This is a genomic window from Bauldia litoralis (assembly GCF_900104485.1).
GTDB classification, from domain to species: Bacteria; Pseudomonadota; Alphaproteobacteria; order Rhizobiales; family Kaistiaceae; genus Bauldia; species Bauldia litoralis.
In genome coordinates this window covers 384,878-395,220 of the sequence record NZ_FMXQ01000006.1, presented here as the reverse complement: position 1 = coordinate 395,220, position 10,343 = coordinate 384,878, and the positions used below count along the sequence as shown (strand labels likewise).

The 10,343-nt window shown below is 65.6% G+C and carries 12 protein-coding genes and 1 tRNA gene; 4 read left to right on the top strand and 9 right to left on the bottom strand.

Annotated features, from left to right (window positions below):
* Nucleotides 1-153: 153 nt before the first annotated feature.
* Both BLT60_RS16120 and BLT60_RS16115 read left to right on the top strand, forming a co-directional pair.
* The gene (locus BLT60_RS16120) at nt 154-1,170 is read left to right on the top strand and encodes a HupE/UreJ family protein (protein WP_244521296.1); all 1,017 of its coding nucleotides are present in this window, start codon (nt 154-156) and stop codon (nt 1,168-1,170) included.
* 86 nt (nt 1,171-1,256) lie between these two features.
* On the top strand, nt 1,257-1,892 hold the full coding sequence (locus tag BLT60_RS16115; RefSeq protein WP_090877786.1) for a hypothetical protein: 636 nt from the start codon (nt 1,257-1,259) through the stop codon (nt 1,890-1,892).
* 48 nt (nt 1,893-1,940) lie between these two features.
* Here BLT60_RS16115 and BLT60_RS16110 read toward each other — a convergent pair whose 3' ends face one another.
* Nucleotides 1,941-2,384 carry a methyltransferase family protein gene (locus BLT60_RS16110; protein WP_090877784.1) on the bottom strand — a complete coding sequence of 148 codons (444 nt, stop codon included), beginning with the start codon at nt 2,382-2,384 and terminating at the stop codon, nt 1,941-1,943.
* A gap of 178 nt (nt 2,385-2,562) precedes the next feature.
* Here BLT60_RS16110 and BLT60_RS16105 point away from each other — a divergent pair, with 178 nt between their 5' ends.
* Nucleotides 2,563-2,742: a Flp family type IVb pilin gene (locus BLT60_RS16105; RefSeq protein WP_090877782.1), complete on the top strand. Its 180-nt coding sequence runs from the start codon at nt 2,563-2,565 to the stop codon at nt 2,740-2,742.
* 146 nt (nt 2,743-2,888) lie between these two features.
* Here the strand turns inward: BLT60_RS16105 and BLT60_RS16100 are convergent.
* The 7 genes from BLT60_RS16100 to BLT60_RS16070 all read right to left on the bottom strand — a co-directional run bounded on the left by BLT60_RS16100 (nt 2,889) and on the right by BLT60_RS16070 (nt 7,401).
* Nucleotides 2,889-2,965: transfer RNA gene (locus BLT60_RS16100), tRNA-Pro, on the bottom strand.
* Nucleotides 2,966-3,028: 63 nt separating this feature from the next.
* Nucleotides 3,029-3,628: a MerR family transcriptional regulator gene (locus BLT60_RS16095; RefSeq protein WP_090877780.1), complete on the bottom strand. Its 600-nt coding sequence runs from the start codon at nt 3,626-3,628 to the stop codon at nt 3,029-3,031.
* 33 nt (nt 3,629-3,661) lie between these two features.
* The gene (locus BLT60_RS16090) at nt 3,662-3,994 is read right to left on the bottom strand and encodes an integration host factor subunit alpha (protein WP_090877778.1); all 333 of its coding nucleotides are present in this window, start codon (nt 3,992-3,994) and stop codon (nt 3,662-3,664) included.
* Between the two features lie 131 nt (nt 3,995-4,125).
* On the bottom strand, nt 4,126-5,103 hold the full coding sequence (locus BLT60_RS16085; RefSeq protein WP_090877776.1) for a beta-ketoacyl-ACP synthase III: 978 nt from the start codon (nt 5,101-5,103) through the stop codon (nt 4,126-4,128).
* Nucleotides 5,100-6,158, bottom strand: coding sequence for a phosphate acyltransferase PlsX (gene plsX, locus BLT60_RS16080; RefSeq protein ID WP_090877774.1), 1,059 nt, complete (start codon nt 6,156-6,158; stop codon nt 5,100-5,102). The genes BLT60_RS16085 and plsX overlap by 4 nt, the downstream gene beginning before the upstream one ends.
* 141 nt (nt 6,159-6,299) lie before the next feature.
* Nucleotides 6,300-6,845 carry a YceD family protein gene (locus BLT60_RS16075; RefSeq protein ID WP_175478481.1) on the bottom strand — a complete coding sequence of 182 codons (546 nt, stop codon included), beginning with the start codon at nt 6,843-6,845 and terminating at the stop codon, nt 6,300-6,302.
* Complete coding sequence (locus BLT60_RS16070) at nt 6,811-7,401, bottom strand: ubiquinol-cytochrome C chaperone family protein (RefSeq protein ID WP_090877770.1); 591 nt, start codon at nt 7,399-7,401, stop codon at nt 6,811-6,813. Before BLT60_RS16070 ends, BLT60_RS16075 begins: the two co-directional genes overlap by 35 nt.
* An 84-nt stretch (nt 7,402-7,485) precedes the next feature.
* Between BLT60_RS16070 and BLT60_RS16065 the strand changes: the two genes are divergently transcribed.
* Nucleotides 7,486-7,959: an outer membrane protein assembly factor BamE gene (locus BLT60_RS16065; protein WP_090877768.1), complete on the top strand. Its 474-nt coding sequence runs from the start codon at nt 7,486-7,488 to the stop codon at nt 7,957-7,959.
* Nucleotides 7,960-8,102: 143 nt separating this feature from the next.
* On the opposite strand, the gene BLT60_RS16060 is transcribed toward BLT60_RS16065, so the two are convergent.
* The gene (locus tag BLT60_RS16060; RefSeq protein ID WP_090877766.1) at nt 8,103-10,208 is read right to left on the bottom strand and encodes a sodium-translocating pyrophosphatase; all 2,106 of its coding nucleotides are present in this window, start codon (nt 10,206-10,208) and stop codon (nt 8,103-8,105) included.
* Nucleotides 10,209-10,343 lie beyond the last annotated feature (135 nt).

The following is a 10,343-nucleotide window of genomic DNA, read 5'->3' as shown; positions in this document are numbered from 1 at the left end:
CACCCAGAAGGCGGACGCCTGGCGCGACGCCTACGACGAGATGCGGGCGAAATACACCGTCCTGCTGCCGGTTCCGGCAGAGGCCGACACCGCCGCCGCGCCGCCGGAAACCCGCCCGCCGGAGGCGCTGGCCCAGGACAACGAGGCGCCGTTGTGAGCGGCCTCGGCCTCCATCGAGGCTGGCGCTGGCTGTTCGCCGCGGTCCTGCTGTCGTGGATGGCCGCAATCCCCGCCGCCCAAGCCCACGAGTCGCGGCCGGCCTACCTGGAGATCGAAGAAACGGCAACCGGCCAGTACGACATCCGCTGGCGCACCCCGGTGCTGGCGGGCCAGCGCCTGCCGATCGTCCTGAGACTTCCCGAAGGCGTCCGCAACGTGCGCGAGCCGTTAATCCAGGAGTTGAGCGACTCCCTCCTCGAGCGCCGCTGGATCGCAACCGGTCCCGATGGGCTGGCGGGACAACGCATCGGCTTTCCCGGTCTGGAACTGACGATCACCGAGGCGGTGGTCCGGGCGAAGACGCTCGACGGCGAGAGCTGGATGGCGGTCGCCCGCCCCTCGCAGCCATGGGTCGAGTTCGACCTCACCCGCGGCAGCATCGACGTCGCCATCGACTTCGTCCAGGAGGGCGTCTGGCACATCCTGTCGGGCTGGGACCATCTGCTGTTCGTCTTCGGCCTGCTCCTGCTCGTCCGGTCGCCGATGATGCTGGTCAAGACGGTCACCGCCTTCACCATCGCCCACAGCATCACCCTGGCGGCGGCGACCCTCGGCTATGTCGAGCTTCCGTCGCGGCCGATCGAGGCCGGCATCGCCCTGTCCATCCTGTTTCTCGGCGTCGAGGTCGTCCGCGAGAAGCGTGGTCGGACGAGCTTCACGATCCGCAATCCCTGGGTCGTTGCCTTTGCCTTCGGGCTCCTGCATGGCTTCGGCTTCGCGGGCGTATTGTCGGAGGTCGGGCTGCCCCCCCTTGAGGTGCCGCTGGCGCTGGTGTCGTTCAATGTCGGCGTCGAAGTCGGCCAGTTGGCTTTCGTTGCCGTCGTACTGCTCCTTGCCCGGGGACTGAAGCTTCTGGGCGTCGTCTGGCCCCGCCGCATGGAACTGGCGCCGGCCTACCTGGTCGGATCGCTCGGCGCCTTCTGGCTCCTGCAGAGGCTGGCCTTCGCCTAGGTCCGCCTCGCCTGCTGAAACCGGAATCCAGCGCCCGGGCGTGTAATTTGGAGGGACATGTGCTGCCCCGGGTTCTGGCGACAGGTTTGGCAATCGTTGTCCTGGCAGCCACGGTGGCCCGTGGCTGGTCCTGCGGCTTCGAGGACCCGAACAGCGCCACCATGCAGCGCGTCATGCTCACCGTGGTCTATCCGGAGTCCCTCCACGTCCAGGGCGCAGCCGATGCGGCCTTGCGCGCCGGCGCGCTCAAGCCGGAGCATTTCACCAGGCCCGGCGACTTCTTCGCCCTCCAGCGCACCACCCGCAATCTCGACCGCCTTGCCGGCGCCCTGGCCAAGGGCAAGCCCGCCGACCTCGCGGCCTTCTCAGTCGTCCTGATGGGCCCGGTCCTCTGGACCCGCTTCCGTCCCGATGTTGGCGGCGTGGCGATCGAACCGCACGCCGACGGTCCGCTGCCGGACAAGGTGGTGGTCGTGAGCGATGTCCCGGCGCTGGCGGCGCTGGTCGCCGGCGACGTTTCCGCAGCGGATGCGATGACCACCGGTCTTGTCCGTTTCTACGGCGATCCGGCGGCGATCGTTGCGCTGCGCGGCGCGCTGGATGCGGCCTTCCCGACAGACGCGACCCGGCAAACCGGTAATGCCAAACCGTCACTTCGCGCGTTTGACCAGAGCAGTCTGGACGCCTCAAACAACCGGCGCGGCAGCGTCGTCAAGCTGTAGCCGAAGCGGCGCCCGGTTCAGTCGCGAACGCCCGGCCGCTTCGGCCGGTCACAACCAGCGGCGCGATCGTCCAAGATAGTCCTCTGCCTGCTTGCCAAACGCAGCCCGGAGCCCCTTCTCTTCATCCAGGACAAAGCGCCGGGTGATGATGACCGGGAACACCAGGACCGGCAGGAGGGCGGTGACCGCTCCGAGAACCATCGCCCAACCGAGGAGCATGGCAATCATGCCCGTGTAGATCGGATTGCGGTTGAGGCGAAAATGATACTCGGCCAACAGCACCTTCGGCGTGTGGCGTGGTTCAACCGGCGTTCTCTTCAGAAGAAACAGGGCGGCCGCGGTGGCGGCCCACAGGAAGCCGAGACCGAAAACAGCCCACCCGAGCCAGTCAGGCAGATCGATCGCCGCAACGGGTATCCATTGGGCCAGAATCCAGGAAATCGCCCCGCAGCCCAGGAACCAGACCGGCGGCAGATCGGGAAAACCCTTCATTCTATCGCCCGTTCGAGATCATGACCGGTGCGATCATCGTCTTCCCCATCCCCACGGTCTCACCTCTCTGGCCGCACCGATGGCCGTCCACCGGTATCCGAATTGTTAACCGGTAACTGGAAGCATAGCCGGAAATGGGCGCAGACCGCCCTGAACTTCGTCGGGAGATGACCGAGCGATGAAGACCCTCGTCGAGATCGCCAACCGGCTCGCCCATGACGAAACGGGTTCGACCTCGATCGAATATGCGCTGATTGGCACGCTGATCAGCGTGGCCATCATCGGTGGCGCGATCGCTCTGGGCGACCAGTTGGGCGTGACCTACACGGATTTGTCGAAGAAATTCAGCGGCAAGTGAGGCTTTTGGGCGCTCCGCGGGGCCCAGGAGCTCCGGAAATCGCCGGGGATCGCGATGAATCGCGCGGGAGCAGCCTCTCCCGACAGGGGCAACATGCCGACCGCCTGGAGCGAGTCCTGTAACCAGTTATAATCTTTGGGGAATTTTGGTCGGAGCGATAGGATTTGAACCTACGACCCCTTGACCCCCAGTCAAGTGCGCTACCAGACTGCGCCACGCTCCGGCCGAGCGGGACTATAGATCATCTGACGCAGGATTGAAGGCGCTTTTCGCCCCAAAAACCCGATTATTGAGCCTGATCGAGCAGCCTCTTGCAGTCGAGCAGTTCGGCCAGCGTCGCCTCCAGCGTCCTGATGTCCGCTGCAGAAAGGCCGGCGGGCTCCTGCTTGGGTTCTGGCTTCGGTTCCGGGCGTGACGGCGCGGCCACGGTCGGAGCCGGCTGCTCGGCCCGCGGTGGCGGTTCTGCCGCGCGCGACTGCGGTGCCGGTGACGGCCGTTTTGCGAAGGACGGTTCTACCCGTTCCGCTTCCGCCCGACCGGCAGCGGGCTTGCGCCCGGTCGGCCGCTCGTCGGGACCGTCGGCGGCGTGTTCACCATCCGCCTCGCCGTTGAACTCGCCGCGACCGGCGCCGATGACGAAGCGCGGACCCTGTTCCTTGAGAATGCGCTGGACGCCGCGGATCGTGTAGCCCTCCCCGTAAAGGAGGAACCGGATGCCGCGCAGCAGGTCGATGTCGTCAGGGCGATAATAGCGACGTCCGCCGCCGCGCTTCATCGGCTTGATCTGCGTGAACCGCGTCTCCCAGAAACGCAGGACATGCTGCGGCAGATCGAGATCGTCCGCGACTTCGCTGATCGTGCGGAATGCGTCAGGACTCTTGGCCACTATCGTCCTCGCGCGCCGGATTGCGTTTCCGCGCTATTCCTCGCCCGGCGGAGTCTTGGCTTTGCCCCCGAGCAGCGCATCGTTGATCTTGTCCTTCAGGACATTGCTCGGCTTGAACACCATCACCCGGCGCGGCGAGATCGGCACTTCCTCGCCGGTCTTCGGATTGCGACCGACGCGTTCGCTCTTGCTGCGCACGATGAACGATCCGAACGACGAAAGCTTCACCGCTTCGCCCCGAACGATACTGTCTCGAATCTCGTCGATCACAACCTCTACGAGTTGCGCCGATTCGGTCCGCGATAGTCCGACCTTGCGATACACCGCCTCGCAAAGGTCGGCCCGCGTCACCGTTTTGCCGCCCATGGCCTCCACGCCCCGTTTGGAAGGTGCCGCTTCTAGAAGAAATTTCTCGGCTGTTAAAAACTCAGGGCACCGTATTGCCTCGCCACGCCGGAATCAACTGATCTTGCAGGAGGATCACCCGAGCCGGCGCATCACCACCGAAGCAGGACGGCCCCCCAGGTGAACCCGCCACCCATTGCTTCGAGCAGAAGCAGGTCGCCCCGCTTGATGCGACCGTCGGTGCTCGCCTCCCACAACGCCAGCGGGATCGAGGCCGCCGACGTATTGCCATGGCGATCGACCGTGCGGATGACCTTCTCGATCGGGATGCCGAGTTTCTTCGCGGTCGCATCGATGATCCGGATATTCGCCTGGTGCGGCACGAACCAGTCGATGTCCGCCGCGGTGAAACCCGTCGCCGCGAAGGCGTCCTCGATCACGTCGGAAACCATGCCGACCGCGTGCTTGAAGACCTCGCGGCCCTCCATCCGCAGATGGCCGACCGTACCGGTCGATGACGGGCCGCCATCGACGAAGAGCTTCTCCTTGAAACGGCCATCCGAGCGCAGGTGAGCACTCAGGACTCCGCGGTCGCTACGCCAACCCGGCAGCGACTCCCCTTCGATCACCACGGCCCCGGCGCCGTCGCCGAAGAGCACGCAGGTGCTCCGGTCTTCCCAGTCGAGAATCCGCGAAAAGGTCTCCGCACCGATGACCACCGCCCTGCGCGCCTGTCCGGACCGGATAAGGGCATCCGCGGTCGTCAGCGCAAAAAGAAAGCCCGAGCAGACCGCCTGGACATCGAAAGCCGCGCCGTGGTTCATGCCCAGAGCCTGCTGCACGGTGACGGCCGAAGCGGGAAAGGTGTTGTCCGGCGTTGCCGTCGCCATGACGATCAGGTCGATGTCGTCCGCTGACAGATCCGCCGCTTCAAGAGCGGCCCTGGCAGCGCGGGTCCCGAGATCCGAAGTCAATTCACCGTCGGCGGCGATGTGCCGCTGGCGTATTCCCGTCCGCTGGGTGATCCATTCGTCGGACGTCTCGACCAACTGCGACAACTCCGCGTTGGTCATCACCTTTTCCGGGAGATAGCCACCACAGCCCAGCACGACGGAACGGATGCTGCTCACGCGGCACCCGCTTCCACGACGGCCGGCTCTACGGACTGGTAGTAGACGCTCAGGTCGTTGTTGATCTTTTCGAGAAGCCGGTTGCGGACCATGCTGTAGCCAAGCTCGACCGCGGTTGCGAAGCCCGTCGGGTCGGTCCCGCCGTGGCTCTTGATGACGATGCCGTTGAGGCCGAGGAAGACGCCGCCATTGCCGCGTCTCGGATCCATCTTGTCGCGCAGCCGGTCGAACGCATGCCGGGCAAAGATATAGCCGATCCTGGCAAGCAGCGTCCGTCTCATCGCCGAGCGCAGGTAGGTGGCGATCTGCTTCGCCGTGCCCTCGGCGGTCTTCAGAGCAATGTTGCCGGAGAAGCCTTCGGTCACCACCACATCGACCGTCCCCTTGCCGATATCGTCGCCCTCGACGAAGCCGGAATAGGCAATGTTGGGCAGGTTCGCTTCGCGCAACAGGATTCCCGCCTCGCGGATCTGCTCCAGCCCCTTGACCTCCTCGACCCCGATATTGAGCAGGCCGACGGTCGGCTTCTCCAGGTCGAAAAGGGCCCGCGCCATCGCGCCACCCATCACGGCAAAGTCGAAGAGCTGCTGTGCATCGGCGCCGATCGTCGCCCCGACGTCGAGAACGACGCTCTCGCCGCGCAGCGTCGGCCACAGGGCGGCGATTGCCGGTCGTTCGATATCCGCCGTCGTGCGCAGGCAGAACTTCGCCATGGCCATCAGCGCGCCCGTATTGCCGGCCGACAGGGCGAAATCCGCCTCGCCCCGCTTCACGGCCTCGATCGAGCGCCACATGCTGGAACGTCGCCGGCCATGGCGCAGCGCCTGGCTGGGCTTGTCGTCCATCCGCACGGAAATCTCGCAATGCTCGAAATCCGACGCGTCGCGGACCTTCGGATAGCGGTCGAGCAGCGGCTCGACGATCTCGCGTTCGCCGAACAGCTTGAACCGGATGTCCGGGCGGCGGGTCAACGCCTCCGCGGCGCCGGGGATGACCAGTTCGGCCCCCTCGTCTCCCCCCATAACGTCCAGTGATACGATTACGTCAGCCGCCATTCCAACCCGCGTACGATCCTGATGTCGCGCAAAACTTCGTCCGTCAGAGCCTTGCGCCCCGGCGGGGCGGCAAACATACCCGTTTGCGGCGATGACACAAAGGCTTGGCGTGTGCTTCCCACCATAATGAGCATTGCCCGGCTAATTGTCGTTCCGGGCGATTTTCGCCAGCACCGCGAAGGGCGACTCGCGCTTGGCTTCGCCGATTCCGTCAGCCCCCGCCGGCAGTTCCGCTCCCGGCGCCCGCGGATAGGGATCGATCGCCAGGGCAAAATGCTCCAGCGCCACGGCGCCGAGATCGAGCATCCGGTCCGGCAGGACATCCGGCGATTCGTCATCCGGATCGACATGCACCTCCGCGCCGGGCTTCGGTTCCGGCGCCGGCTTGCGCTCGTCGGCCGGGATGAACCGCACCCGGAACGTCTCGTCGATTGCCTGGGTCACCGGAGCGAGGCTGACCACGCATTCCTGGACAATTTCGGCCCGAATCCGCCCTTCGACCGCAACATTGCGATTCGCCTCGCGCTGCGCTTCGAGATCGGCGACGAAGGCATTCACCGCGACAAGTCCGTAGGATTTGGCGATTGCCGCCCTTTCATCGGGACCGGTTTCGATCCGGACGATGTGTCCGGTCGGCGGAATCGCATCGACGTCAATCGGTCTGGCCGGCAGTCGGTTGGTCGACATGGCTCGTCTCGTCCTGAAGAAACGTGGCGGGATCGGCGAAGTCCAGCTCGCTGGCAAGCAACTGGGCCTTGCTTTGCGCCTTGAGTGACGCATCCGAGGCAATCATATAGGCGGCAAGCGCGTCCGCCGCCACCTCCCTGCCCTCGGCGGCCGGAATGTTCCGCGCCAGCGATTCGGCCAGCCCGGCGGCATCTCCCTCGGCAAGCGCCGTGTCGAAGGCCGCCGACCGCCCGTAGAACACCTCGCCGATCTTGCGCATCCGCTTCGGCACGCCGAGGTCACCGACGCCCATTTCCCGCAGCGAACGGTCCATCTCGGTGCAGAACTGGTCGAAAACCGTCTGCCCGATCGCCCGCATCTCCGCGTCCCCGGAGCCGAGGCGGCGCAGGACCAGCACCATGTGCAGCACGACCGCCTCGAAGCGCCCGTCGACGGTGTCGGCGACGTTCATGTCGCGATAGAGTGCCGGCGCGCGCGACTGCGCCACGATCGCGCCGTAAAGCGCGGATGGAATGGCGTCATCGTTGCCACCGCGCCGGAACAGACGGCCAAACATCGATTCGTCTCCTTTGGGGGCACTTGAACAGCGGCCAAACTTCTGTTGCAAGCCTAGGGCGCGTACGGTAGGGGAAATGCCAGAATGAGCAACGGTTTGCGTGACATCTCTTCCCCTGCGCGTCGCCGCCTGGCACTGGCCGCGAGCCTGTGTCTGGCCGTCGGCATCGCCGGCTGCGCCGCCACCGAGGGAATCGGCACGACCTCTAAGCATGGCTACGTCGTTTCCGACATCGCCATCGAGCAGGTTCCGGTCGGCTCGAGCAAGGACCAGGTGCTGATCGCGCTCGGCTCGCCCTCGACCACCGGCAATTTTGGCGGCGAGTCCTATTACTACATCAGCCAGACCCGCAAGCAGCCGGTCGCCTTCATGCCGGAGCGCGTCGTCGACCAGCGCGTCCTCGCCGTCTACTTCAACGACGATGACGAAGTCACCCGGATCGCCGATTATGGCCTGAAGGATGGCCAGGTCTTCGACTTCATCTCCCGCACCACCCCGACCGCCGGCAAGGACGACAACTTCGTCCGCCAGGTCATCGGCGGCCTCCTCGGCGGCTAGCGCGACCGACGGGCCCGGCCACGGCGTCCCGCCACCGGGTCGCCGTCTGCCCCCCGACCTGAGCCCCCCCAAACGCAAAAAGGGCCCGCCGTTTCCGGCGAGCCCCTGTTCGTACCCGCATCTGGTGCGGAGCGTGCGACGCCCTAGTGGGCCAGCACCGCGAGCAGCAGCAGCGCGACGATGTTGGTGATCTTGATCATCGGGTTGACGGCGGGGCCGGCAGTGTCCTTGTAGGGGTCGCCGACGGTATCGCCGGTCACCGCGGCCTTGTGGGCCTCGGATCCCTTGCCGCCGTAGTTGCCGTCCTCGATGTACTTCTTGGCGTTGTCCCAGGCGCCGCCGCCCGCGGTCATCGAGATCGCGACGAACATGCCGGTGACGATGACGCCGAGCAGCATCGCGCCGAGGGCCGAGAAGGCCGCCGAAGGCCCGCCGATCCAGTTGATGACGACGAAGATGACGATCGGCGAAAGCACCGGCAGCAGCGACGGGACGATCATCTCCTTGATCGCCGCCTTGGTCAGCAGGTCGACCGCGGCGCCGTAATCCGGCTTCTCGGTGCCCTTCATGATGCCGGGCTTCGCCTTGAACTGGCGCCGGACCTCCTCGACGATCGCGCCGGCCGCACGGCCGACCGCGGTCATCGCAATGCCGCCGAACAGGTAGGGCAGCAGACCGCCGAACAGCAGGCCGACGACGACATAGGGATTGGACAGCGAGAAGTCGACGGTGACGCCTTCGAAGAAGGAACCCGGTACCGCATTGGCCACGAAGAATTTCAGATCCTCCGTATAAGCCGCGAAAAGCACCAGCGCGCCGAGACCGGCCGAACCGATCGCGTAGCCCTTGGTCACCGCCTTGGTCGTGTTACCGACCGCATCGAGCGTATCGGTCGACTGGCGCACCTCTTCCGGCAGGCCCGCCATTTCGGCGATGCCGCCGGCGTTGTCGGTGACCGGGCCGAAGGCGTCGAGCGCCACCACGAAGCCGGCAACCGCCAGCATGGTGGTCACCGCGACCGCGATCCCGAACAGTCCCGCCAGCGAGTAGGCGACGAGGATGCCGGCGATGATGACGATCGCCGGCAGCGCCGTCGATTCCAGCGAGATGGCCAGGCCCTGGATGACATTGGTGCCGTGGCCGGTCTCGGAGGCCTTGGCGATCGACTGCACCGGGCGATAGTTGGTGCCGGTATAGTATTCGGTGATCCAGATGATCAGGCCGGTGATGACCAGCCCTGCGATGCCGCAGATATAAAGATCCATCGGCGTGAAGGTCTGCCCGGCCAGCGGCGTCGACATGTCGCCGAAGATCAGCATGGTGACCGGATAGAGCACGATCAGCGACAGCACCGCAGTCGCCACGAAGCCCTTGTAGAGGGCGCCCATGATCGACTGGTTGGCGCCAAGCCGGACGAAGAAGGTGCCGATGATCGAGGTGACGACGCAGGCCGCGCCGATCGCCAGCGGATAGATCATCGCCGGGATCGCGGCTTCGGAGCCGACGAAGAAGATCGAGGCGAGCACCATGGTCGCAACCACGGTCACCGCGTAGGTCTCGAACAGGTCGGCGGCCATGCCGGCGCAGTCGCCGACATTGTCACCGACGTTGTCGGCGATGGTTGCCGGGTTGCGCGGATCGTCCTCCGGAATGCCGGCTTCGACCTTGCCGACCAGGTCGCCACCGACGTCGGCGCCCTTGGTGAAGATGCCGCCGCCGAGACGGGCGAAGATCGAGATCAGCGAAGCGCCGAAGCCGAGCGCCACCAGCGCGTCGATGACGATGCGGTCGCCCGGCGCATGGCCGAGGAACTGGGTCAGCACGAGGAAGTAGACCGCGACGCCGAGCAGCGCCAGGCCAGCGACCAGCATGCCGGTGATGGCGCCCGAGCGGAAGGCGATGCTGAGGCCGGCGGCGAGGCTCTGGCTGGCGGCCTGCGCCGTGCGCACATTGGCGCGAACCGAAACCATCATGCCGATGAAGCCGGCAACACCCGACAGCACCGCGCCGATCAGGAAGCCGATCGCGACGGTGATCGAAAGAAGCCATGCGACGATGACGAAGACGACGGCGCCGACGATCGCGATGGTGAGATACTGCCGACGGAGATAGGCGGTTGCGCCTTCCTGGATGGCGGCTGCGATTTCCTGCATGCGGGCATTGCCAGCGTCAGCAGCGAGTACCGATTGGGCGGCCCAGATTGCGTATGCAATGGCAAGGAGACCGCAAAGAATGATGACGTAAAGCACGGGGTTTCCTCTTTGTCCGTAGGTCGTTCGTGACCCGGAGTTTTGGGCAGCAGCGCTTGTCTACTAGGGAATCGGCCGGGCCGCCCGCCTCGGCCGGTAAAAAGACGCGCGAGGGTATGGCCTGTCACATGCCGG

Excerpts from the sequence above, each read along its gene's own strand:
- BLT60_RS16110 (WP_090877784.1), bottom strand. The coding sequence starts at position 2,384 with ATGAAGGGTTTTCCCGATCTGCCGCCGGTCTGGTTCCTGGGCTGCGGG.
- BLT60_RS16070 (WP_090877770.1), bottom strand. The coding sequence starts at position 7,401 with ATGTTTGGCCGTCTGTTCCGGCGCGGTGGCAACGATGACGCCATTCCA.
- plsX (WP_090877774.1), bottom strand. The coding sequence starts at position 6,158 with ATGGCGGCTGACGTAATCGTATCACTGGACGTTATGGGGGGAGACGAG.
- BLT60_RS16065 (WP_090877768.1), top strand. The coding sequence starts at position 7,486 with ATGAGCAACGGTTTGCGTGACATCTCTTCCCCTGCGCGTCGCCGCCTG.
- BLT60_RS16090 (WP_090877778.1), bottom strand. The coding sequence starts at position 3,994 with ATGGGCGGCAAAACGGTGACGCGGGCCGACCTTTGCGAGGCGGTGTAT.
- BLT60_RS16075 (WP_175478481.1), bottom strand. The coding sequence starts at position 6,845 with ATGTCGACCAACCGACTGCCGGCCAGACCGATTGACGTCGATGCGATT.
- BLT60_RS16105 (WP_090877782.1), top strand. The coding sequence starts at position 2,563 with ATGAAGACCCTCGTCGAGATCGCCAACCGGCTCGCCCATGACGAAACG.